Source organism: Draconibacterium sp., from assembly GCF_041583095.1.
GTDB lineage: Bacteria > Bacteroidota > Bacteroidia > Bacteroidales > Prolixibacteraceae > Draconibacterium.
In genome coordinates, this window is sequence record NZ_JBFHGM010000052.1 from 1 (window position 1) to 23,137 (window position 23,137).

Here is a 23,137-nt window from a genome sequence, read left to right on the forward strand (position 1 = left end):
GAATATTAACGTAGTGGAAGATATTGCAGACTAAGCATTAAGATATTATTTTAAAAAAGCCGGTTCAAGATTTTTGAACCGGCTTTTTTTTGCAGGATGTTTAAAAAGAATACTTTAAAATTCCGCGCATAAAAAAATCCCGGCGTCCACTCCGGGATTTTTTCTTCATTGCATCTATGCTTCTTTTGATCGACTCTGTTATTAAGAGTTTGTATAAAACGGGTTTGTATGATACAAATGTAGCAGATACGTTTGAGGGCCAGCACTATTTTTTGCCTAATCGCAGTCGACAAAAGCAGCATTTATGTATGATGATTTTCGAAATTGGCTGCGCAAGCCTGCTTAAAACCGGGGTTATAATTGCCTAACACCGACTGCCAAAATCCCTAAAATGAAAAAAGCCGCTCCTTCAGAAACGACTTCATCAAATTTGAACATTGTTATTTATGTAACGAAAAATGAATTTCTCTTACCAGCTTCCACCGGCGCCTCCGCCGCCAAAGCTTCCGCCACCAAAACCACCGAAGCCTCCGCCACCGAAACTTCCGCTACCCGACGAAAAGTTTCCAAACGAGCCGGATGAACGATGACTACCCGACATCATTCCCATAGCTAACCAGAATGGTAAACTTCTGCCCGGTGAGTAAAACCGACCTCTCCGGCGTCTGCCGAATAAGGTTATCAGCAGAATAAAAAAGATGATTCCAAAGGGAATTCCGGCACTGCCACCGGCGTTAACCTTTTCCTGATAATTTTCTGCGGTATATTCGCCACGGGTGATATCCATAATCACGTTTAATCCAGCCGCTAAACCGCCAAAATAGTCTTCCTGTTTAAAGCGCGGAATCATTTCCTCGTTAACGATGGTGGTATTTAAAATGGCATCGGGTAACACACCTTCAAGTCCGTAGCCCGTTGCAATAAATACCTGCCCCCTGCTGTTACCAACCTTTGGTTTTACCAAAACCACCAAACCATTATCATTGCCTTTTTGTCCAACTCCCCAGTTTTCGCCCAGTCGTTGGGCATAATCAGCACGATCATATCCTTCGAGATCAGGAACCGTTACCACAACAATTTGTGTGGAAGTTTTTCGTGCAAACTGTTCCAGGGCATTTTCCATGTTTTGCTTTTCGCCATCGCTTAAAATATTGGCAAAATCGTTTACCAAACGTGCCGGTTGCGGACGTTCGGGTATTTGTGCCAAAACGCTTGTGGCGCTTACGATAACTGCAATTAGTAATATTATTGTTCGTTTCATAATCTTTTTAATTTACCCCCTCTGCTATCCATCCGCTTTTCTTACTAGGGGAGAAAAAGCGGAACAGTGATTTTTATTTTCCAAACGAAATCTCGTCTGATAATTCATTCACGTCATCATCCTGGTAAGGAAAATGTGTTTTTAACTGTTCGCCTGCCATAATAATTCCATCGGCTAAAGCTTCGGCATACTTACCCTCTTTTAATTTGGCAATAACCACTTCTTTGGTGCTTTCCCAGAAATCGTCAGCCACCTTTTGGTTAATTCCTCCATCGCCTAAAATCGCAAACTTTTTATCCTCAACCGCCAGGTAAAAAAGCACACCGTTGCGTAATTCGGTTTTATGCATTTCCAACTTTTCGAAAAGGTAAGCAGCACGATCCAAGACATCTTCTTTACAATGTTTTTCAATGTGCACCCTTATTTCTCCCGAGGTATTGGTTTCAGCCACCCGAATGGCGTTGGTAATTTGCAGTTTTCCTGCTTCGCTAAAATATTTTTGAACTCCCATAATTTCGTTTCCTTTTTGTAATTACCGCATTTGAAAAGGATGCTATCTCCTTCACTTGCGAGCTGCTGAATCCGTCAACTAACGGACAGCATAACATACCTTTGCAAAACAATTAAAACTGTACTTCAGGAGCTTGTTCTGCACCTTGCTGCGCTTCGAAATAGGTTTTCTTTTCGAAACCGAACCAACCGGCATAAATTACCCTTGGAAATTTCCGGATATAGGCATTGTACGATTGTGTGGTTTGGTTGAATTTACGACGTTCCACAGCAATCCGGTTTTCAGTGCCTTCGAGCTGCGCCTGTAATTCCATAAAATTCTGGTTGGCTTTTAAATCCGGATAACGTTCAACAACTACCATTAATTTACTTAAAGCAGAAGAAAGTCCTTCCTGCGCCTGGTTAAATTGCTGAATAGTCTGAGGATTCAGGTTCGCAGGATCGATATTTACAGAAGTAGCTTTCGAGCGTGCTTCAATAACGCCGGTAAGCGTTTCCTGCTCATGCTCGGCATAACCTTTTACGGTATTTACAAGGTTCGGAATCAGATCAGCACGACGCTGGTATACGTTTTCAACCTGCGCCCACGAAGCAGTTACCTGCTCATCCATTTCCACCATTTTGTTGTAACCACAACTCGAAAATAAAACTACACTTACTAACGCTATTAATACAATTCTAAATCTTTTCATCTATTCAATTATTATTTGTTTTCCCTTATACGTATACAATAACTGCAAATATTTTCAAAAGGTGTGAAATATCAGAAGTAAATTCGGGGAAAGGCGATAATTTGCCGTTGTATTTCGAAATAATTAAGATTAAAGCAGAGGCACCATGAATTTAGCAGATTTTAAAACAGCTATTCTACAAGGGATACCGGACAAACTTCCATTGCCGAAAGCCTATGAAACCAACATTAACCACGCCCCCAAAAGAAAGGACATATTATCGGCGAATGAAAAAAAGCTGGCGTTAAAAAATGCCTTGCGCTACTTCCCTGCAAAATTTCACGAGGTGCTCGCCCCCGAGTTTTTGAATGAGCTTGAAACATTCGGGCGTATTTATATGTACCGTTTTCGCCCCGACTATAAAATGTATGCACGCCCCATTGATGAATACCCGGCCAAATCGAAACAGGCTGCATCAATTATGCTAATGATACAAAACAACCTGGATTATGCCGTGGCACAACATCCGCACGAACTGATCACCTACGGTGGAAATGGTGCGGTTTTTCAAAACTGGGCGCAGTATTTGCTTACTATGAAATACCTGGCTGAAATGAGCGACGAACAAACGCTGGTTATGTATTCCGGTCACCCAATGGGTTTATTCCCGTCGCACAAAAATGCACCGCGCGTTGTGGTTACCAACGGCATGGTTATCCCTAATTATTCGGGCCGCGACGATTACGAACGTATGAATGCTCTTGGTGTTTCTCAATATGGTCAAATGACAGCCGGATCGTACATGTACATTGGTCCGCAAGGAATTGTGCACGGTACCACAATTACGGTTATGAATGCTGCCCGTCTGCACTCGCCCGGCGATTTTGGCGGAAAAATATTTGTTACCAGCGGCCTTGGGGGTATGTCGGGAGCTCAACCAAAAGCAACGGTAATTGCCGGAATGGTTTGTATTGTTGCCGAAGTGAATCCGAAAGCGGTAGAAGTTCGCCACAGTCAGGGTTGGGTAGATGAAGTTTATACCGACCTGAACGAATTAATCGCCCGTGCACTAAAAGCCCGTAAAAACAAAGAAGCCATTTCAATCGCCTATCAGGGGAACATTGTTGATTTATGGGAAAAACTGGCTGAGGAAAATATTTCTATTGAACTGGGATCGGATCAAACATCGTTGCACAATCCGTTTGCAGGAGGTTATTACCCGGCCGGACTGAGCTTCGAGGATTCGAATAAAATGATGGCCGAAAATCCGGAACAGTTTCAAGAAGAAGTTTATAAAACCCTCCGCCGACATGTAGCTGCAGTGAATAAACTGACTAAAAACGGCATGTATTTCTGGGATTACGGCAATGCATTTTTGCTGGAAGCCAGCCGAGCCGGTGCCGATGTTACAAAAACCAATGGCAAATTTAAATACCCGTCGTACGTTCAGGACATAATGGGACCGCTGTTTTTCGATTATGGGTTTGGCCCTTTCCGCTGGGTGTGTACATCGGGAAAAGCAGAGGATTTGGAAACTACTGATAAAATTGCAGCAGAAGTTTTAACTGAAATCGCTGCCTCAGCTCCGGATGAAATAACAGGCCAGATGGAAGACAATATTCACTGGATAAAAGAAGCCGGAAAAAACAAACTGGTGGTGGGTTCGCAAGCGCGAATTTTATATGCAGATTGCAACGGCCGGACAAAAATTGCCAAAGCATTTAACGATGCGATTGCCGACGGACGCATCTCTGCACCCATTGTTCTGGGGCGCGATCATCACGATGTGTCGGGCACCGATTCGCCGTACCGCGAAACTTCAAATATTTATGATGGTTCGTCGTTTACAGCCGATATGGCCGTGCAGAACTTTGTTGGCGACGGATTCCGCGGCGCTACATGGATTTCGTTGCACAACGGCGGCGGTGTTGGCTGGGGCGAAGTTATAAACGGTGGCTTTGGAATGACCATTGATGGATCGCCCGAAGCAGAAGAACGCCTGAAAATGATGTTGCACTGGGACGTAAACAACGGCATTTCGCGCCGCAGCTGGGCTCGTAACAAACCGGCACGTTTTGCCATTGAGCAGGCTATGAAAGAAAATCCGGATTTGAAAGTTACTTTACCAGAAGAAGCTGATGATGAACTGCTGGATGGTCTCTTTAAATAGGCTCACTTTATAAACAAGCATGTTCCGTAATTCATTATGAATTGGAGGAACGTACTGAGTACGATCGGTGAAAACTGTGGTAGTGATGAAACGTACTGAGTACGATCAGTGAAAACTGTGGTAGTAATGAAACGTACTGAGTACGATTGAGAAAAACTCTGAGAATGGCCCATCGTACTGAGTACGATTAGAGAAAACCGCATAACTGAAGCATCGTACTAAGTACAATTGCTAAAGATTAAAGTGGCAGAGCATCGTAGTCAGTACATTTTGAGAATTATACTTCACCGCTGAAGCTAATCAAAGAGCATCGAATAATAGCGCCCAATTTCATCCTGAAGTTCTCCAACACTAAAGGCGCGACTTTTTCGAATGGTTTCGCGGCTATCGAAAAACACCACGATTGTTGGCGCGGTAAAAACGCTGTTTTGGGCAGCCACATCGGGCAACACATCCGATTTAATGTAAACCAGCTGCATTTTCGGGAACCTGGCCGTTGCCATTTCCTCCACTTTTGGTTTTAGCACTTTACACACCGAACAGGCATCGGTTGAGAAATAAGCAAGAACAGCAGCCTGCTCTTCTTTCAGTGCAATAAACTCTTCTAATGATTTTATTTCTTTGAACATGGTACAGAATGCTTGATACTGGATGCAGGATGCCGCATATTTCTGATAGGTTAATATGCCCCAATACTTAACAATACCAATGTGCAAGCTTCTTCGGCTTCAATTCCGTTGGCTTCCAGTTTTTCGGCAAATTCCGGATTTTCTGTTCCCGGGTTAAAAATAACACGTTGCGGATTCAGATCAATTATATTGGTATAATACTCAGGCTGATGCTGTGGTCCCACATAAAGTGTAACAGTATGTATTTCTTCCTTTTCCGGGAAAGCTGTTTCAATAGCAACATCGTCAACCAATCCTTTTCGTTTGGCCAGTGCTATCACCTCGTGTTCATTCCGACGAAGGGCATGAATTGCTTTGTTGGAGTATCGTGCCGGGTTTTCGCTGGCACCGATAACAAGTGTGCGTTTGCTCATTTACATACGTTTTAAAAGTACCACCGCATTAACCGACATCCCTTCTTCGCGGCCTTCGAAACCAAGCGTTTCGGTAGTTGTAGCCTTCACCGACACGCGGTCAACATCGATTTCCAGCACATCGGCCATACATTGTTCCATCGCCGGAATATGCGGTTTTAATTTTGGTTGTTGCGCCTGCACAGTAGAATCGATATTTACAATTTCGTATCCCTTCTGTTTTACCAGCTCGTACGACTTTTTCAGCAGAATTTTACTGTCGATATTCTTGAATTCGGCAGCGGTATCAGGGAAATGTGTCCCAATATCGCGCAATTTAAGCGCACCCAGCATGGCATCGCAAATGGCGTGTATCAGCACATCGCCATCAGAATGTGCTACTGTTCCCTTACAGTGGGGAATAAGAACACCGCCTAACCACAAGGTTTCTCCTTCGGCTAAACGGTGAACATCATATCCTTGTCCAATTCTGAAATCCATCAGCGTTGGCTACTAAATGCGTCAATATCAAACGCCAGTGAGAAACGCAGCGTATTTTCCAACGGGTGGTTACGTTGTGTTGGCAACAGGTACGAGAAGTCGAGCGCAAAAACATTCATTTTTAAACCGGCACCTGCAGTAATAAACTGGCGGTTACCTTTGTTTTCATTCTCGTAGAAATAACCGGCGCGCAAAGCAAACTGTTGGTTATACCAGTACTCAACACCTACCGACCAGGTAATTTCCTGCATCTCTTCTTTAAATCCGCCCGGCGCATCGCCAAACGATTTGAAAATACCTTCGATAACACCAATATCAGACCCAATTCCTCCGGAAATTACAGCACCATCACTGTAAAGCGAGTCATTCGGCGTTGGCACTAATAATTTATTGGCTTCAACTGCAAAAGCAAACGAGTTGTAATCGTCGAGCTCCATGGTGTATGATGCACCCAGCTTCAGCGTGGTTGGAATAAAATCTTTTACCGTTCCATCTGTATAAGATATTTTTGAACCAATATTCTGAATATTAATACCGGCAGCAAAAATATTGTCTTGTCGACCCGCACTGAATTCGTTATAATAATAAAAAGCCACATCAGCCGCAAACGAGTTACCCGCTTGAGAAGCAACACCATTTACAAGTTGCCCACCGGTAAGGTCGGAACGAATGTAACGTATGGCAACCGCACCCGAAAAAACATCACTCAACAAACGAGAGTAACCAAAATCTATTGCAAATTCGTTTGGATTCAGCTGAATTCCCTGCTCTCCCTGATCATTCATCGTTAATATGTCGCCAAGCGCAAAATAACGCAGTGAAGCACTAAGACTCTGCACATCATCCAGTTTTTTGTATCCTGTCAGGTAAGCCAGGTTGATGTCATCAACCAGGTTACGCAACCATGGCGAATACGATAAGCCAACTCCAATTTCGCTCTCCATAAAAACATACTTTGCCGGGTTCCAGTGCTGCGAGTTTACATCGGCTGTGGTACCCACTCCGGCATCACCCATACCTCCGGCGCGCGAATCAGGCGTAATCGCCAAAAACGGAACGGCGGTGGTTATCGTATTGGCACCCGAAACTGTCTGGGCCTGTACATTTTTACTTACCATGGCAACCAGCGCCACCACAAATAAAATTCGTATTAATTTAATCATACTTTTAAAAATTGAGCGTGCAAAGATATAACATTTGTCTTTGCAACAATAGGTTAAATCTGTACCCTGAATACTTTCATTCCGGGTGTAGCATTTCTTTTTGCTGTAGCTTGTAAGCATACAAGAATGAAAACGCAGCTTTTGAAGAAAAATTTTACTGAAAGCGAAAAATTATTACATCACCAGTAATTTGCCTGACTTAGAAGCAATTACCCCTTCGTTGTTTTTCAGAAAAACCTGGTATATATATACACCTTGCGTAAGCGGAATTTTTGATTCTGACAGATCCCAGCGCACCGGATTGGTAGTGCTTCCGTTCGAGCTGATCTCCGTTTCAAACTGATCGATAAGTTTACCGTTGATGTTATAAATGTCGAAAACTGCCGAAAAGCTTTCGCCTGCCTGGTTGTGCCCGATTACAAAATAGGTATAATCCGTTATCGGGTTCGGATAATTACTTATTTCGTTGATGATAAAATCGCCGGTAACCTCAAACTCAATTTCCACCTCCGTTGAATTATTGGCAACATCCCATGCTTTTAACGACAAGGTATGCTTTCCAACCGAAAGATTGTTTAACGGAAATTGTAATGAGCCACTTGTGTAGTCATCTTTTTCGGCCTGGTAATAATTGTTAAGCACGTACACTTTTGAATAATCGTTGTCGATCACCGCTGTAATATCATGTCCGATTCCGGTTCCAACTGTATTGATGCCGTTTTCGTCCGACAAATATGCCAGCAGCGTTGGGTTCTTACCGGTTTTATCGCCCGACTGAAAATCTTCTGAATCCAGGTAAAGTTGAATTTCAGGTCCGCTGTTATCGGCAATGTTCGATCCTTCGCCACCAATACTAAAATTTGTAAACGCGCCGTGTGCATCCTCTTCGCCATTTTGGGCGTAATACATAATTTTTCCCGAGCCAATTTTATATGAAATATCTTTGGGCACCACAAAACTAAAGCTGAAATTTCCGTTGGTAACTGTGGTCGTTCCCGAGTAGATAATGTTATTCTGCACCTGAAACGTCAACGGCCTGTTGTCGTCTCCATTTCCAAGCGTTGTCATATCTATTTCCTTATCGTAAACCGTGTGCGTTATCTCGCCGTTAAAGTCATCTATCCGCTTATCGAAATAATCGGCCACATAACCTTCGATGGTAATTTTTTCGAGTGTACCAATCGTATCGGGGCTGCTTGTTGCATCGGCGCCATTTATTGAAGTGGTTATCACCTGGTATTTCGGATACGAAAGTTTTAATGCCGGATCGGCGAGCAACGAAAAGTTGCGTTTATTAATTCCATTGGCCAGGTTCGATTTGGCGAGACGCATAACATCGCCCATGCGGTAATGCTCACCATTCTCGTCTTTGGCAAAGATAAAACGGTAAAAACTGCGGCTCAGCAAAAAGTTCGCTCCCGAAGTTACCACACGAGTAGTAGAAAACAGCCCGATACCGCCACCGTTTGGATTCATCAGCACTTCCTCGCCGGCCGAGGTTTCATCAGCATCAAAACGACTGAACTCACAGGTAGCTGTTACAAAAATTGGCAGCTGATTTCGGTTAGACCACGAGTTAATGTCACCTTTTTCCAATACATGTTCGTGCGCCAGAAAACTATTATTGGCATGCCCGATATAATTAAGAATCAGTACCCCTTCTTCTACCCTTTCGTTTATTGCGGCATTTACATCTGGGTAACGTTCGCCAGCCGGCGTAACATCCTCGTTGTAAGCATCAAAAAATATTTTATCGGTAATAAATTCTCCATGATTTCGATTGAGTGTATCGGCAATTTGCTCCGACTGACGCATGTGAATTCCGGTATCTCCATCATCGCCGATCATACAAACCACATTTCGCCAGTCGCCCAAAGCTTCCGGTTCGTAATATCGTTTTATTTTATCAACCACCAGCTGCGCCTGGTAAACCGTTGATGCAGGAATTCGTCCAATACCCAGATCGATAGAGCCATAGGATAATCTTTCTCCGGCATCGAGCATTACAAAATAATCGTCGCTTACAAATGAATTTAGCGGATCAAGCGAATTCGCCGACTGATAAGTGGGGATAAAGTTCAGTCCGCTTCCGGTTATATTTCGGTTATCGTAACTACCGTCGCCAAAAAGCAATACATATTTTAATGTATTCCCCCGGTCGTAAATCATTTTTATAAAATTCCTGATTCCGGTGGCACTTTTACTTCCCGAGCTGAATTCGTTATAAATAGCATTTACATCAACCACCTCCACGCTCATTCCATCCTGTGTTCGATGAAAATCGGCCAGTTCTTCGGCAGAGCTCATAAAATTACTGTGCGAAATGATTAGAAACTCCGGTGTATTTATGGCGTGTAGATTCTGGTTCTCAATATCCTCAACAAATACAGGTTCGGGGAAAGTTCCGGAAGTATTAAAAACCACGTATTCTTTTAATTCCGAGGCCTCCTGTTTAAATCGCAACTCGGTACCATTGAGCACCGCATTTATTTCTTTTGCATTGTTAATGTCTGAAACGTCCAATACTTTAGTAGCATCTTCTGCATTTGCAATCTTAAACTCAACAATATTACCTACTCCAACCGATTCCGAATCCCTGAAAAACAAAGGAGAATCACCTGCAACAATGTTTCTCCGGTAGTTCAGCTCTATATAATCGAGCCACGCTTCGGCACTGCTGTTCGCGGCATTGTAGGTCACCCGAATCTCCTGCTCGCCTTCCGATAAGCCCACATCCATCGTTGCTGTTTCCGAATCGGCATAAATACCGTATGTTTCACCGGTGTCAACACTTCTGAATGATACCGTTCCGGCTTCTGCTCCTTCGGCAGCAACCGAAAAATTCGACGACCGAAACGATCGCGCAGCACCGCTAACTGTTAATTTGGCTGTCGAACCTTCTGCAGGATCAGAAATCGTAAAAGTGTAGTTTTTTGATCCGCCATTGGTAAACCGGTCGCCAAACCAGCGCTTCCCTGATCCCAGTTCCAGCAAGTTGTATTTTTCATATTCTATCAGGTCGAGGCAATCAAACGTTGATGTTGAATGGGTTATTTCATCTGAAACATTGTCAAGTGTTTCGGGCTGTTTAGGAGTTCCCGTGTTTCCCAGGAAGAAATATCCCTGCGTGGTATATTCATTCGAACGATGTGAAAAAATTCCTGAAGTGTTTAAATCCCATTCGGTAATTCCGGGTGCATAAAAGAACAAACACTGCTCGCCATTATTACTGGCTGTCCACACAGCACACTCTTCCAAATCATCGTAATCAATCTCGCCAGGATCTTCCGATTGTATTTTTCCTCCGCTTCCAAATACACCAACCTGCGCAGGATCTGAAAATCCCCAATCCATTAATCTCGAATGGGGTATCTTGTAAATCCCTTTTCCTGTTGCACGGATTTTTACCCAATCACCCGTTGCCAGAACGGACTCTGATTTCCAATTTATGGTTTGAACTGACTTTTTATAAACATCGGGAGCATCGCGTAATTCAAAACTTTTTAACCGGTAAATTTTACCGTTCTCTTCTTTCAGCGGAATGATCTGAAGTTCAATTTTTTTTTCGTTCCCCGACTGCAAAACAGATGTAGTAACTTGTAGTTCTGATGGAATTTCAACAGCTAACAGTTTCTTTATACTGTCACTCACCTCCTCAAAAACGGGATTCCTGATACTAAACCGAAGTATTTTATTTGGATTTTCAAGCTTATAAAGCCGGGTATAAACAGGCAAAGCCAGATGTGCCAGATCGCCCGATATATCAGCATTCTCAAAAAATTCTAATACTTCTCCGTCGCGGCTACCCGGATTTTCCTGCCAGCTGAGTACAATAATCTCGTTATGCACATCGTTAACAGCAAAGCCGAGCAAAAAAACAAATAATAGAAGTGTATATTTATTCATAAAATACGGTCAATAATATAAGCTTGTAAACGGATACCGCATTCAAATATTGCAAATAAAGCCACAAACCAACCACGGTTTAACACCGAATAGTGCCAAAGATATTAACATCCTTCTTAAATGAAGAATAAAATAATTGAAAAGACTGAACAATAAGAATTGAACAAATTAGTTATATTTGTGTCGATGAGAAAATTTATACAAACAATGAATTTTAAAAGATTAAAACCATTCGTTTTTATTGCCTTAGCTGCATTCGTTTCCGGATGTGGATTATTCGGAATAGGAGGCAAAGGAGATTCATCACGAACTACTGGTTGGGAATACAATGCTGAAGAGACCGGAAATATTCCAAATATTTCGGGATACGAGCAGGAAGCCGGACCGGGTTTAGTTTTTGTTCAGGGTGGTACGTTTACTATGGGTCGTGTTGAGCAGGACGTTATGTACCGCAACGACAATTATCCCCGAAGAGTTACTGTAGCTTCGTTTTATATGGACGAAACAGAAGTTTCAAATCAGGACTATCGTGAATTTACCCACTGGACAGGTCGTGTATACCCCGGCGATGTAGAAAGAATGAAGGCCATTACGCCTGACTCAAGTGTTTGGCGTAGAGATTTAGCTTACAACGAACCTTACGTAAATAATTATTTCCGTCATCCGGCGTATTCAGAATATCCGGTGGTTGGAGTTAGCTGGGAGCAGGCCGAAGCTTATTGTGCCTGGCGTACCGACAGGGTTAACGAACAAATATTGGTAGACAGAGAGATTATTACGCATGATAACACCCAAGCGGGTGAAAACGTGTATACCACAGATACGTATTTAGCAGGATTATACCAGGGAACTGAAGGAGACAAACCTGTTGAAAATCCTGATGGAACAACTCGTCGCCCAAAATGGGAAGATGGCATTATGCTACCAAATTACCGCCTGCCAACCGAAGCAGAATGGGAATACGCAGCCTACGGTTTAATTGGTAATACCGATGGCGAATTACTTACCGACCGTAAATTGTATCCGTGGAACGGTTCTTACCTGCGTCAGGATAAGAAAAAAGAAAAAGGCCGCTTAAAAGCCAACTTTGTTCGTGGACGTGGTGATATGATGGGTATGGCAGGAGCACTGAACGATAACGCAGATATTGCTGCACCTGTTTTCTCGTACGAACCTAACGATTACAATCTGTATTGTATGTCGGGTAACGTTAACGAATGGGTGGCCGATGTTTACCGTCCAATGTCGTTAAACGATGTGGAAGAGTTTAACCCGTTCCGTGGTAACGTTATTACAGAATACCGTCGCGACCCAAACGGTCAACTAATGAGAGACCAATATGGTGAACTTATAAAAGATACAATTGCCGGAATGGACTACCGAAATGTTTTGGACGGTGATCCTAATTCGCAGATTGTTGAAGGTGATACGTGGATTGGTAACGACAAACAAACCGATGGCATGTATATTCAGGATGACAGGCCTGGCGCGTTCTCTTCATTAATTGATGATGAAGTTCGTGTGTACAAAGGCGGATCGTGGCTAGATCGCCCTTACTGGCTGGTTCCCGGAACACGTCGTTACCTGGAGCAAACCAAGGCACAGAACGATCTTGGTTTCCGTTGCGCAATGACCAGAGTTGGAAGCCCTGAAGGTTTCTAAATCATAAAAATATTTTCAGAAAAGCTTCGTACAACTGCGGAGCTTTTTTTATGCCAAATTGAATCGTATTTTTGCTTTATGACAAGTATTGAAACTATCTACAGTTGTTTTCTAAAATCAACACAGGTATCTACCGATAGCCGAAAAATTGAGAATGGCTGTATTTTTTTCGCATTAAAAGGGGCCAATTTTAATGGCAACAAATATGCCCACGATGCCCTGAAAAAAGGAGCAGCTTTTGCCATTGTTGACGAAGCGGAATACGCCACCGATGACAAAATTCTTTTGGTAGACGATGTTCTTACAGCATTACAGCAACTGGCCCATTATCACAGAAAACAATTGGGACTGCCCATACTTGCTATTACCGGCACCAATGGAAAAACGACCACAAAGGAGCTGATCTCAACAGTGCTTGGTAAAAAATTCAAAGTAAGCTTTACGCAGGGGAATTTAAACAACCATATCGGAGTTCCGTTAACGCTGCTTGCAATGGATAAAAACACTGAATTTGGCGTGGTGGAAATGGGCGCCAATCATCCGGGTGAAATCGCCGATTTGTGTAAAATTGCCGATCCTGATTTTGGCATCATTACCAACATCGGCCGGGCGCACCTCGAAGGTTTTGGCTCGTTTGAAGGTGTAATAAAAACCAAGGGCGAACTATACGATTATCTGGGGGAAAAAAATGGAGTTGTATTTTACAACGCCGACAATAAATTACTTGAAGAAATTGGCGAAGCACTTCCAAAACGCATTTCTTACGGAAAAGAAAATGCGTCGTTCACCGGCGAAACGATTCAAAGTCCTCCGTTTATTCATGTAAAAGCCAATTTTAAAAAGGGCGTACTTTACCTGAACAGCAATCTAATAGGTGATTTCAATTTTGAAAATATTTTAGCGGCTGCCTGCATCGCAAATTATTTTGATGTTGATCCCTTAAAAATCCAACAAGCCATAAAAGAATACAGCCCCACCAACAATCGATCGCAGTTGATAAACAAAGGAGAACTAAAGATTATTATGGATGCCTACAATGCCAACCCAACAAGTATGGCAGCATCCATCAAAAGTTTTCTGGAAAACCTTAAAGGTGATAAATACCTCATTCTTGGCGATATGCTTGAGCTTGGTGAATATTCAGATGATGAACATTCGAAGATCGTTGAGTTGATTCCCGGAGATTTGAAAAGCAACACTTTTTTAGTGGGTAAAGAATTCACGAAGGTCAACACCGGGGAAGGTATTAAATCTTTTATTAATGTTGATGAACTATGTGCCTACCTGAAAAATGAGCCCATAAAAAACGGGAACATTTTAATAAAAGGTTCCCGCGGTATACAGCTTGAAAAAGTACTCGATCTCCTTAATTAGCCTGAGGTTTTTCAACTTTCAGCACGTCAGAAATTGCTTTCTCGAAAGTTTGTTTCGGAAGTGCTCCCATAGCCATTTGCGGTTGTCCGTCTTGCGGCACAAACAGCAATGAAGGGATACTTTGTACACCAAACATTCCGGCTAATTCCTGCTGTTCTTCAGTATTTACTTTGTAGATTACGATGCTGTCGCCATACTCCGATTGCAACTCTTCCAGCACCGGAGCAACCATTTTACATGGTCCACACCAATCGGCGTAAAAGTCAATCAAACATGGCTTCTCACCTTCGTATTTCCACTCTTTATTTGTTTCAAAATTGAAAACTTTCTCTTTAAATGTTTCTTTTGTTAAATGTTCCAACATAATCCTATATTTTTCAGTATTTATATATCTATTTATTTCAATATTTACATATCAAAGATAATACCAAATTTTGAATTCCCAAGTTACTACTTAATTTCAACTAAATAATTGTAATTTTGTCACGATTTTTTATCAAAGTGGCAGAATAGCCCATTTTGGAATACGATTTTTGTCAGATGAACAGCAAGCTAAAAGAGAAGATTTTCAAAGATATACAGGCGGTTGCCGACCGTGTTGAAACAGAAACTTATGTAATTGGAGGATATGTACGCGACCTATTTCTCGAACGCCCTTCAAAAGATATCGATATTGTAACCATTGGCAGTGGCATCGATTTCGCTACAGAGGTGGCCAAAAACCTAAAGCCGCGCCCAAGGGTTAATGTATTTAAAAACTTTGGCACCGCCATGTTAAAATACAAAGATCTTGAGATTGAGTTTGTAGGGGCCCGAAAAGAATCGTACCAACGCAACTCGAGAAAACCGATTGTGGAAGACGGTACACTGGAAGACGATCAGAACCGCCGCGATTTTACCATCAACGCAATGGCTTTTTCTCTAAACGGCGATCGTTTTGGCGAGCTGGTTGATCCGTTTAACGGGATGGATGATTTGAATAATAAGATCATCCGCACTCCGCTCGATCCAGATGTTACCTTCTCCGACGATCCCTTACGTATTATGCGTGCCATTCGTTTTGCTACTCAACTTGATTTTGAGATTGAGGATGAAACGCTAAAAGCAATTACCCGAAACAAAGACCGTATTAAAATTGTCTCGGCCGAGCGCGTTATTGAGGAGTTAAATAAAATTATTATGGCTCCGAAACCTTCAAAAGGATTTAGATTACTGGAAGAAACCGGTCTGCTGGAGATAATTTTTCCGGAGTTGCAAAATATGAAAGGCGTTGATAAAGTAAATGGCATCGGTCATAAAGATAATTTCTATCACACCATTGAAGTACTTGACCGCCTGGTACCCAACTCCGATAATTTATGGTTACGCTGGTCGGCATTGCTACACGACATAGCCAAACCCAAAACAAAACGTTTTGTTGAAGGTTTGGGATGGACTTTTCACGCTCATAATTTTGTGGGTGTAAAAATGATTCCCAAAATCTTTAAACGCATGAAACTACCGTTAAACGAAAAGATGAAGTATGTTCAGAAAATGGTAGGCCTGCACATGCGACCAATTGTTCTCTCGGAAGATATTGTAACCGACTCGGCAGTAAGACGCCTGCTTTTTGAGGCCGGTGACGACATTGATGATTTAATGACGCTTTGCGAGGCCGACATCACTTCGAAGAATCCGGAGAAGGTGAAACGCTACATGAAAAACTTCAAAGTGGTGCGCCAAAAGCTAAAGGAGATTGAAGAGAAAGATGCTATTCGGAATTTTCAGCCTCCGGTTGACGGCGACCTTATAATGGAGACTTTTAATTTGTCGCCGTGCCGCGAAGTGGGTCTGCTAAAAGATGCCATTAAAGAGGCTATTCTGGATGGAGAAATTCATAACAACTACGAGGAAGCTTTTGCTTTTATGATGAAAAAAGCAGAAGAAATGGGGCTGAAGGCAAAAGATTAATAAATCTGCAACTTTAGCACAATAGGCAGATGGTCGCTAAACCCTCCGTTGTACCGATAACCTGTATAGGTACGATGCAATCTTCGGCCTCCACGAGTTTCATCTGGCTCAAATAAAAAAGGTAGTTTGCAAATTGTTGCATTTTCAGTTTTGGAGCTTAACCCGTTTGTTGCTGTCAATAAACCCGGTGATACAATTATCTGATCGAAAATAAACCACTGCTCCTGGTACTTTAAAGTCCCTTCTTCCTGATTCATCCACGGAAATGATAAATTAAACAACCCGGCCGATTCGCTATTTACGGGATCTCCTGCACCAAGATCCTGCAATATACTTTCATCAGTTGGTTGATCGTTAAAATCGCCTACAATAACCACCTTTGCCTTTTCATTTTTCCGAATGATTTCCTTGTATTTCGATAAAAGCAAAAGAGCGGCCTGCTGCCGTGCCGGTCGTGTTTCCAATAAACCGGAATATCGCGACGGCCAGTGGTTTACAAACACATGAACAGAGTCTCCTCCATTTACTGTACCCAACACATAAAGAATTTCACGACTTTTTCGAATTCCACCGTTTTTATCTTCCAACGTGAAATATGCGTAATCAAGCGGATAAAAAGTTTCGGAATTATAAATAAGCGCCACGTCAATACCACGCGGATCCGGCGATTCTTTATGAATAATTTTGTAAGGTATAGTTTTTAGCGGCGTATCTTCGGTAAGTTTTTTCAGGACATAACGATTCTCTATTTCTGCTAAAGCAACCAGATCGGGTATCTGCCAACCACCGGCACTCAGTATTACTTTCGAGATATTATTGATTTTGTTTTCGAAACGTTTTCGAGTCCAGTGACGCTCGCCGGCAGGCGTAAACTCATCATCGGCAGTTAACGAATCGTTTCGTACATCAAACAGGTTTTCTACGTTATAAAAGAGTATTGAAAATTCGGCATCACTATTTTGTGCATTACTTATTGCAATGAGCAGAATTAGGGATAAACAAAAAAGGAAGTGTTTCATTTTACTTTTCAATGCGTTCGTATGCTCCCAGGTCGGGGCCATCTTCGCCGGTTCGGCTTCTGTTCAGCAAATCAACCGGAAATCGCTCTGAATACTTTTTTGTTCCTACGTCTTTTCCTGCCGATAAGGTATCCAACTCGAAGTTGTAATCATCGTACGGATCAACAAATCGCGGATCAAATTCCATCCCGATCATCGCATTAATGTAATGATTTGTGTTGCTCGTATTCAAAGTATCAGGTGCCTGTATAATACAATGGTCGAAAAGGTAATTGAATGTGTTCTCTTCGTTATCCCCCAACTCCAGTTCGTTTCCAATATTACCAAATATAATGCTGTTCCCAAAAGTTGCTTTGGTCAAATCACCATTATACGAAACTTGTTCGCCAGTTGAATTTTCAACAACCAATACATTCGAAACAACCAATGATGGTGTAGTTCGTACAGACTGTCCGTAGTTGCCCCAATAATTGGCAATAGTTGAGTGGTAAAATTCGTATTCGCCACCAACCAGCAGTGCTGCAGCATAAAATCCACAGTTGGCAATTAGTGTGTTATATGCATAAATCTTCGACTTCAAAGCAAAGATTCCTGCATAAGCCATATTTTCAACTTTCGAGTTGGTAAGCGATATCGAGGCATAACCTTCGTTTTCAATTGTTCCGACCTGCAAACCAATATTTGCATTTTTAATGGTGCTAAAATTGAATACGTTATCATGACTACCGGAATACAGCACAATGCCGTTCCACTGGTCTGGAATATTTTCATACGATGGTTCCAGACGATCAGCCCGGAATATAATCGGCGATTCGAAAGTGCCATCGGCTACTACATTTCCACGAACATACATACCGGCACCTTTATGGAAATATATTTTTGTTCCCGCTTCAATCGTTAATGTCGCCAAACTGTCAACATAGGCATAATCATAAACCAGATAGGGCTTTTCGGCAGTCCAGGTAGTTGTTTTAATCCGTTCGCTTTTTATCAGTTTAAAATCCTGCCCATACGCTTCCAGCATAATACTCTGGAAATTAGTATTGGTTGTAAATTCAATCGAATCCTGCACAACCATTGGCAGGTTTTGTCCGGTTGGATCGATGGTAACCTCAACAAAAATATAGATACTGTCTTTTGCAGGTAATGTAATTTCGTAGAGTTCGCTGCTTTCAAAACCATTAATATTCAACCTGAAATTTGAAGCATCGCCTCCTGCCAAACGAATACGCGAAATAAGAACATCCTCGTTATAAGGGTTACTCACCGTAAATCGTCGGGTTGTTGAGCCAATAGAAGTAAAAATGGTGTCGAATGTTACCGTATCAGCAGAAAACTTAAGTTGCGCATCGGTAGACGTCAAATATCCCTCATCCTCACACGAGAAAAGCATGACAAGCACAAGGGCTGCAGCCAGTATTTGAAGTAAATATTTAACCAATTCGAATTAATTTATATCCTTATAACGTCCACTTTTCGCCGTTATTTTACAAATATAGAAAATCAATTCACAATTTTTAACATTTCTTTGCAATCCTTAGCCTTTAACTGCACTTTTTTCAGAAATAAGTAATAAACCAAGCATTGTTATTGCCCCATTCAGGATAAGCAATTCGAATCCAAACTGATAGCCATTAAAAAGTACCTCGGAGTAACTTGAAATAAAGTAGCACAAAACGGGTGCAAAAATTCCTATGTATGGCACCCACTTGTCTTTCACTTTTCGCGATGAATACATGCCAAACAGAAATAACCCTAAAATTGGACCATAAGTATATCCGGCGACGGTAAACACGGCCACTACAATGCTCTGATTATTAATGGCATCGAAAACAAGAATTACCGCAATTAACAGCACTGAAAACATCAAGTGCGACAACATTTTTATACGGCGTTTCTTTTCTTCAGGGTATTTATGGATTTTCAGGAAATCGACTGTAAACGATGTTGTCAATGCGGTTAATGCCGAATCGGCACTTGAATAGGCTGCTGCTGTAATACCCAACAAAAAGGCAATTCCCACCGGCAATCCAAAATATTTTAAAGCCAACATCGGGTAAAGGTCATCGGTATTTTCAGGTATGCTAATTCCATGCTCGCGGGCAAAAATGTACAACATTACTCCCAGGCTAAGAAACAGCACCACTGTGAAAAGAAACGACATACTAAACACCAGCATGTTTTTCTGGGCCTCCCACTTATTTTTGCACGTCAGGTTTTTTTGCATCATATCCTGGTCCATACCAACCATAACAATGGTGATAAACATTCCCGATACAAACTGCTTGAAAAAGTTATTTCCCGATCGCCAGTCCCAAAAGAACAGTTGCGAGTTATTATCATCAGCAATGGTTTTCACCAAGCCTGACAAATTCAAATCAAGGCTTCGTGAAATGGCTACAATCGTAAAAATAACCGCACTGACCAAAAAGAGTGTTTGCAGTGTATCGGTCCAAACGATTGTTTTAATTCCTCCCTTAAAAGTGTATACCCAAATAAGTGCGATGGTAACAATTACGGTTAACGAAAACGGGATATTAAAAGCATCGAAAAAGGCGATTTGTAATACTCCAGCTACCAGAAATAACCGGAACGCAGCCCCAATCAGTTTCGAGATCAAAAAGAAAAAAGAGCCGGTTTTGTATGATCGTGGTCCAAAACGTTCATCAAGAAACGAATAGATTGAAACCAGGTTAAGACGATAATACAAAGGCAGCAAAATACCGGCTACCAACCAGTATCCCACGAGGTTTCCGAGAACAAACTGCAGGTACGAAAAGGCCGAATTACCAACTTCTCCCGGAACAGAAATAAACGTTACTCCCGAGAGCGTAGCTCCAACCATCCCAAAGGCCACCAAATACCACGGCGATTTTCGGTTTGCAGTAAAAAAGGCCTGTGTATCGGCTTTTCGCGCAGTTAACCACGAAATAAAAATAAGTACTAAAAAATAACCAAGTACAATTCCAAGAACAAGATATGGACTCATAATTTTTGTTTATTCGAAATCGGGGTATAATAAATATTTCTTTCTCAGTTGTTTAAACTCTTCCAGCCCGGATTGCCAGCTTTCAATAATTTCAACTTCGCTTTTTCCTTCTCTGATTTGTTTGATCATCGAATCGGTTCCGGCAAGCAGGTTCAGCCAGCGTTCGCGCGTAAGGAAATCAGACTCGTTCTCGTATTTATTGTAGAAGTCGAGGAAGTATTTCAAAGTAAATTTTGGCGATTCTTCCAATGTTCGCAAATCAACACCATAACATTTTTTGTCTTTGTTTAGCGGGTTTATGGCTACTCCGGGAATGCTTCGCGGGGTAAATTCAAATGTGCCAAGATTTTCGTTTAAACCACCCAACACCTGGAACGGGAAATCGGTTCCGCGTCCAACGCTTACACTGGTAGCTTCAAAAAAGCACAATGACGGGTATAAGCGCACAGAAAGATCATTGGGCAAATTAGGCGACGGGCGCACCGGTAAAGAATAAGCCATCGAATGATCGTAGTTTTCTACCGGAATAACCGTAAGATCGCATTTTCTGTTGGCAGCATGCCAGCCTTCGTCATTGATCATATTGGCGAGCTCGCCAACCGTACATCCATGCACAATAGGAATGGGATCGAGACTTACAAACGATTCAAAACCTTCTTCCCTGATTGGCCCGGCCACATAATCGCCATTCGGATTTGGACGGTCGAAAACAATTAGCGGAATATCATATTCGGCACAGGCCTCAATAACGTAATGCATAGTTGAAATGTAGGTGTAAAAGCGGCAACCTACATCCTGAATATCAAAAACAACCACATCCAGACCGTTAAAATGTTCTTCAGTTGGTTTCTTATTTTTACCGTAAAGCGAAAAAACCGGCAGTCCCGTGCTTTTGTCCAGCCCGTCCACTACTTCTCCTCCGGCAGATACATCGCCTCTGAAACCATGTTCAGGCGCAAATATCTTTTTTACATCAACTTCGTGATTCAATAAAAAATCAACCAGGTGCTGGCCTTTCGCAATGGAGGTGTTGTTTACCACCAACCCCACATTTTTGCCATTCAACGCATCTAAATATAGCGAAGTACGCTCCGCCCCTACAATAATTTCATTATCTTGCAGTGCCAGGCAACCGCTGGCCGATATCCATAAAACTAACACTAAAAAAATCCTGAACATTGGCTTTAAAATATTACATTTGCGCAAGCGAAGATAGTTTTTAAATTTTTTAAAAAGCAATCATTTAGTTAAAAAATTGAAACGGAAACGAATTAAAATTATCATGCGCTATTTGTACTATTTTATTTCGATGAACGTTAAACGTGTAGCACAAATTTTTAGCGAATTTACAACGATGAAACCAACACCTGTAACATTTCTACTTTTTACCATTTTAGTATTATCTCTGGCGAACTGTACCTCGGCCCAGGAACCTCCGTTTCTGAAATATAAGAACGATGACTGGGTAAACCAGCAACTCGAAAAAATGAGTTTAGATGAGCGAATTGCCCAGCTGATGATGATTACTGTTTACCCCAAACAGAACGATGCGGCCAAAGCCATCTTTAAACGAAGAATACAGGATTGGAAACCCGGCGGAATCCTGGTAATGCAAGGCTCGCCCACAAAAAATACCGATTGGATCAATCAGTTTCAGGCAGCTTCTGAAACGCCGCTTTTGGTGGCTATCGACGGAGAGTGGGGACCGGCTATGCGAACCGACAGCACAATTGTTTATCCGTATGCTCAATCGTTGGGTGCCGTGCAGGACACTTCACTACTCTACCAAATGGGACAGGATTTTGCCAGCCAGTTAAAACGTATGGGAATTCAAATGAATTTTGCTCCGGTTGCCGATATTAACACCAATCCGTTTAACCCGGTTATCGGTTTTCGTTCGTTTGGAGAACAAAAACACAATGTAGCTGAAAAGTCGTGGATGGTGGCCAAAGGAATGCAGGACAACAACGTTATTCCCGTGGCTAAACATTTCCCGGGGCATGGCGACACCAAAACCGATTCACACAAAACTCTGCCGCTTATTCCGCATTCGAAAAGCCGCATCGACAGCATTGAAAGTTACCCGTTCCGATATTTATCGCATAAAGGAATTGCGGGAATTATGTCGGGGCATTTAAATGTTCCTTCGCTCGACGAATCCGGAATCACCTCATCGCTTTCGAAAAAAGTAATTACCGATTATTTAAAAGATGAGATTGGCTACAAAGGTTTTGTGGTTACCGACGCCATAACCATGAAAGGAGTACAAACCACCGCCGGAAGAGCAGAACTGGAAGCCCTGATTGCCGGAAACGATATGATAGAATTTGTAGAAGATGCAGGTAAGGCTGTGGCAACCATAAAAGCGGCCATCGCCAATGGCGAAATTACCGAAGATGAAATAAACGAAAAGTGCAGAACCGTTTTGGCACTAAAACGCTGGGTTGGATTAAACAACTATCAACCGGTAGATTTAAAAGATATCACTGCCGATCTTAACGCGCCCGAATACCAGGTTACCAACCGAAAACTGATAAAAAAATCCATGACAGTTGTCGTAAATAACAACAGTACACTTCCGGTGCAGGATTTGGAAAAACGCAATATTGCAACAATAATGATTGGCGGCGACCAAAAATCAATCTTCCAAAATACGCTGGAAAAATATTCAGGTATGGATCATTTTTGGCTGCCAAAAGATGCCACAGAAAAAACCTGGGCGAATCTTCGCCAAAAACTGGATAACTACAACTTTGTTATTGCCGGAATTACAGGGATTAACAAATACTCATCAAACGAATACGGCATTTCTGAAATACAAAAACAAGCGGTTATTGATCTTGTACATGAACAAAACGTGGTATTTACACTTTTCGGAAATGTTTATGCATTGAAACACTTTGCCAACATTCATCATGCCGATGCATTGATCGTAGCTCA

At 42.1% G+C, this 23,137-nt stretch carries 18 protein-coding genes; 5 read left to right on the top strand and 13 right to left on the bottom strand.

The window, feature by feature from the left end:
- Window positions 1–469: 469 nt before the first annotated feature.
- From ABZB17_RS07170 to ABZB17_RS07180, 3 genes are all read right to left on the bottom strand, one after another.
- Window positions 470–1,261 carry a YgcG family protein gene (locus ABZB17_RS07170; RefSeq protein WP_372648955.1) on the bottom strand — a complete coding sequence of 264 codons (792 nt, stop codon included), beginning with the start codon at window positions 1,259–1,261 and terminating at the stop codon, window positions 470–472.
- A gap of 73 nt (window positions 1,262–1,334) precedes the next feature.
- Window positions 1,335–1,772: a TPM domain-containing protein gene (locus ABZB17_RS07175; RefSeq protein WP_045026217.1), complete on the bottom strand. Its 438-nt coding sequence runs from the start codon at window positions 1,770–1,772 to the stop codon at window positions 1,335–1,337.
- A 112-nt stretch (window positions 1,773–1,884) separates the two neighbouring features.
- Window positions 1,885–2,463, bottom strand: a complete 579-nt coding sequence (locus ABZB17_RS07180) for a LemA family protein (protein WP_045026216.1) — start codon at window positions 2,461–2,463, stop codon at window positions 1,885–1,887.
- Window positions 2,464–2,608: 145 nt separating this feature from the next.
- Here ABZB17_RS07180 and ABZB17_RS07185 point away from each other — a divergent pair, with 145 nt between their 5' ends.
- Entirely contained in the window at window positions 2,609–4,612 is a 2,004-nt protein-coding gene (locus ABZB17_RS07185) for a urocanate hydratase (RefSeq protein ID WP_372648957.1), read from the top strand.
- Between the two features lie 296 nt (window positions 4,613–4,908).
- Here the strand turns inward: ABZB17_RS07185 and ABZB17_RS07190 are convergent, their stop codons facing one another.
- The 5 genes from ABZB17_RS07190 to porU form a co-directional block, all read right to left on the bottom strand.
- Complete coding sequence (locus tag ABZB17_RS07190) at window positions 4,909–5,241, bottom strand: thioredoxin family protein (RefSeq protein WP_372648959.1); 333 nt, start codon at window positions 5,239–5,241, stop codon at window positions 4,909–4,911.
- 50 nt (window positions 5,242–5,291) lie between these two features.
- Entirely contained in the window at window positions 5,292–5,654 is a 363-nt protein-coding gene (locus ABZB17_RS07195) for a CoA-binding protein (protein ID WP_372648961.1), read from the bottom strand.
- Window positions 5,655–6,134 carry a 2-C-methyl-D-erythritol 2,4-cyclodiphosphate synthase gene (ispF, locus tag ABZB17_RS07200; RefSeq protein ID WP_372648963.1) on the bottom strand — a complete coding sequence of 160 codons (480 nt, stop codon included), beginning with the start codon at window positions 6,132–6,134 and terminating at the stop codon, window positions 5,655–5,657.
- Window positions 6,134–7,297: a type IX secretion system outer membrane channel protein PorV gene (porV, locus tag ABZB17_RS07205; RefSeq protein WP_372648965.1), complete on the bottom strand. Its 1,164-nt coding sequence runs from the start codon at window positions 7,295–7,297 to the stop codon at window positions 6,134–6,136. The genes ispF and porV overlap by 1 nt, the downstream gene beginning before the upstream one ends.
- 174 nt (window positions 7,298–7,471) lie before the next feature.
- On the bottom strand, window positions 7,472–11,203 hold the full coding sequence (porU, locus tag ABZB17_RS07210; RefSeq protein WP_372648967.1) for a type IX secretion system sortase PorU: 3,732 nt from the start codon (window positions 11,201–11,203) through the stop codon (window positions 7,472–7,474).
- Between the two features lie 207 nt (window positions 11,204–11,410).
- Here porU and ABZB17_RS07215 point away from each other — a divergent pair, with 207 nt between their 5' ends.
- Both ABZB17_RS07215 and murF read left to right on the top strand, forming a co-directional pair.
- Window positions 11,411–12,865, top strand: a complete 1,455-nt coding sequence (locus ABZB17_RS07215) for an SUMF1/EgtB/PvdO family nonheme iron enzyme (protein ID WP_372648969.1) — start codon at window positions 11,411–11,413, stop codon at window positions 12,863–12,865.
- A 78-nt stretch (window positions 12,866–12,943) separates the two neighbouring features.
- The gene (murF, locus tag ABZB17_RS07220) at window positions 12,944–14,239 is read left to right on the top strand and encodes a UDP-N-acetylmuramoyl-tripeptide--D-alanyl-D-alanine ligase (protein ID WP_372648971.1); all 1,296 of its coding nucleotides are present in this window, start codon (window positions 12,944–12,946) and stop codon (window positions 14,237–14,239) included.
- Here the strand turns inward: murF and trxA are convergent.
- Window positions 14,232–14,603 (bottom strand): thioredoxin, encoded by a 372-nt coding sequence (gene trxA, locus ABZB17_RS07225; protein WP_038556556.1) that lies wholly within the window; start codon window positions 14,601–14,603, stop codon window positions 14,232–14,234. The genes murF and trxA overlap by 8 nt on opposite strands.
- 176 nt (window positions 14,604–14,779) lie before the next feature.
- On the opposite strand from trxA, the gene ABZB17_RS07230 reads away from it, so the two are divergent.
- Window positions 14,780–16,189 (top strand): CCA tRNA nucleotidyltransferase, encoded by a 1,410-nt coding sequence (locus tag ABZB17_RS07230; RefSeq protein ID WP_372648973.1) that lies wholly within the window; start codon window positions 14,780–14,782, stop codon window positions 16,187–16,189.
- Here the strand turns inward: ABZB17_RS07230 and ABZB17_RS07235 are convergent.
- The 4 genes from ABZB17_RS07235 to ABZB17_RS07250 form a co-directional block, all read right to left on the bottom strand.
- The gene (locus ABZB17_RS07235) at window positions 16,186–17,208 is read right to left on the bottom strand and encodes an endonuclease (RefSeq protein WP_372648975.1); all 1,023 of its coding nucleotides are present in this window, start codon (window positions 17,206–17,208) and stop codon (window positions 16,186–16,188) included. The genes ABZB17_RS07230 and ABZB17_RS07235 overlap by 4 nt on opposite strands.
- A 1-nt stretch (window position 17,209) precedes the next feature.
- Entirely contained in the window at window positions 17,210–18,649 is a 1,440-nt protein-coding gene (locus tag ABZB17_RS07240; protein ID WP_372648976.1) for a hypothetical protein, read from the bottom strand.
- Between the two features lie 96 nt (window positions 18,650–18,745).
- Complete coding sequence (locus ABZB17_RS07245; RefSeq protein ID WP_045026207.1) at window positions 18,746–20,197, bottom strand: sodium:solute symporter; 1,452 nt, start codon at window positions 20,195–20,197, stop codon at window positions 18,746–18,748.
- 9 nt (window positions 20,198–20,206) lie between these two features.
- Window positions 20,207–21,376, bottom strand: coding sequence for an exo-beta-N-acetylmuramidase NamZ domain-containing protein (locus ABZB17_RS07250; protein WP_372648977.1), 1,170 nt, complete (start codon window positions 21,374–21,376; stop codon window positions 20,207–20,209).
- 76 nt (window positions 21,377–21,452) lie between these two features.
- Between ABZB17_RS07250 and ABZB17_RS07255 the strand changes: the two genes are divergently transcribed.
- On the top strand, window positions 21,453–23,137 hold a 1,685-nt coding region (locus tag ABZB17_RS07255), incomplete at its 3' end, for a glycoside hydrolase family 3 protein (protein WP_372648979.1).

Coding starts and splice junctions, on each gene's coding strand:
- ABZB17_RS07170 (WP_372648955.1), bottom strand. CDS start 1,261: ATGAAACGAACAATAATATTACTAATTGCAGTTATCGTAAGCGCCACA.
- ABZB17_RS07175 (WP_045026217.1), bottom strand. CDS start 1,772: ATGGGAGTTCAAAAATATTTTAGCGAAGCAGGAAAACTGCAAATTACC.
- ABZB17_RS07180 (WP_045026216.1), bottom strand. CDS start 2,463: ATGAAAAGATTTAGAATTGTATTAATAGCGTTAGTAAGTGTAGTTTTA.
- ABZB17_RS07185 (WP_372648957.1), top strand. CDS start 2,609: ATGAATTTAGCAGATTTTAAAACAGCTATTCTACAAGGGATACCGGAC.
- ABZB17_RS07190 (WP_372648959.1), bottom strand. CDS start 5,241: ATGTTCAAAGAAATAAAATCATTAGAAGAGTTTATTGCACTGAAAGAA.
- ABZB17_RS07195 (WP_372648961.1), bottom strand. CDS start 5,654: ATGAGCAAACGCACACTTGTTATCGGTGCCAGCGAAAACCCGGCACGA.
- ispF (WP_372648963.1), bottom strand. CDS start 6,134: ATGGATTTCAGAATTGGACAAGGATATGATGTTCACCGTTTAGCCGAA.
- porV (WP_372648965.1), bottom strand. CDS start 7,297: ATGATTAAATTAATACGAATTTTATTTGTGGTGGCGCTGGTTGCCATG.
- porU (WP_372648967.1), bottom strand. CDS start 11,203: ATGAATAAATATACACTTCTATTATTTGTTTTTTTGCTCGGCTTTGCT.
- ABZB17_RS07215 (WP_372648969.1), top strand. CDS start 11,411: ATGAATTTTAAAAGATTAAAACCATTCGTTTTTATTGCCTTAGCTGCA.
- murF (WP_372648971.1), top strand. CDS start 12,944: ATGACAAGTATTGAAACTATCTACAGTTGTTTTCTAAAATCAACACAG.
- trxA (WP_038556556.1), bottom strand. CDS start 14,603: ATGTTGGAACATTTAACAAAAGAAACATTTAAAGAGAAAGTTTTCAAT.
- ABZB17_RS07230 (WP_372648973.1), top strand. CDS start 14,780: ATGAACAGCAAGCTAAAAGAGAAGATTTTCAAAGATATACAGGCGGTT.
- ABZB17_RS07235 (WP_372648975.1), bottom strand. CDS start 17,208: ATGAAACACTTCCTTTTTTGTTTATCCCTAATTCTGCTCATTGCAATA.
- ABZB17_RS07245 (WP_045026207.1), bottom strand. CDS start 20,197: ATGAGTCCATATCTTGTTCTTGGAATTGTACTTGGTTATTTTTTAGTA.
- ABZB17_RS07250 (WP_372648977.1), bottom strand. CDS start 21,376: ATGTTCAGGATTTTTTTAGTGTTAGTTTTATGGATATCGGCCAGCGGT.